The following is a 507-nucleotide window of genomic DNA, read 5'->3' on the forward strand; positions in this document are numbered from 1 at the left end:
CCAACTGACGCCAACCGGCACACACATCGCGCATCGGCACCGTTGATGCGACATCGGCTTTGTTGCGAGCGCGATATCTAACTTTGTTGCGATGCAGCTGGGCGCAGGCGCACCGCTGTCAGCAGGTGAGTGAGCGAAAGAACTACGTGGTGGAGGTGAGAAGTCATGCGTCGAGATTCCCGCCCCTTTACGGCAGCCACACTGATCCCGCTTCAGAATCCGGTCTTTCGTTCGATCTGGACAGCCACGCAGATATCCAGCCTTGGCTGGCTCGTGCAAAGCGTTGCCATAAGCTGGCTCATGGCAACGATTTCGGCCTCCGATCTGATGGTTGCGCTCGTACAGGCGGCATCGACGCTGCCCGCCTTCTTCTTGTCGATTGTTGCTGGAGCGATTGCAGACAGCTTCAGCCGCCGCGGGGTGATGCTTGCCGGCCATTGCCTGATTGCGACGGCATCCACGGCGCTGGCGCTCTCTGTGGGGCTGGGCTTTGTCAGTCCCTGGCTG

Annotated in this window: 1 protein-coding gene; it reads left to right on the plus strand. The window is 60.2% G+C overall.

The features are described from left to right. Nucleotides 1-165 precede the first annotated feature (165 nt). On the plus strand, nucleotides 166-507 hold a 342-nt coding region (locus NKJ89_RS35680; protein WP_352609092.1), incomplete at its 3' end, for an MFS transporter.

Origin of the sequence: Mesorhizobium sp. M0047, assembly GCF_040323315.1 — a bacterium.
In the GTDB taxonomy this organism is placed as follows: domain Bacteria; phylum Pseudomonadota; class Alphaproteobacteria; order Rhizobiales; family Rhizobiaceae; genus Mesorhizobium.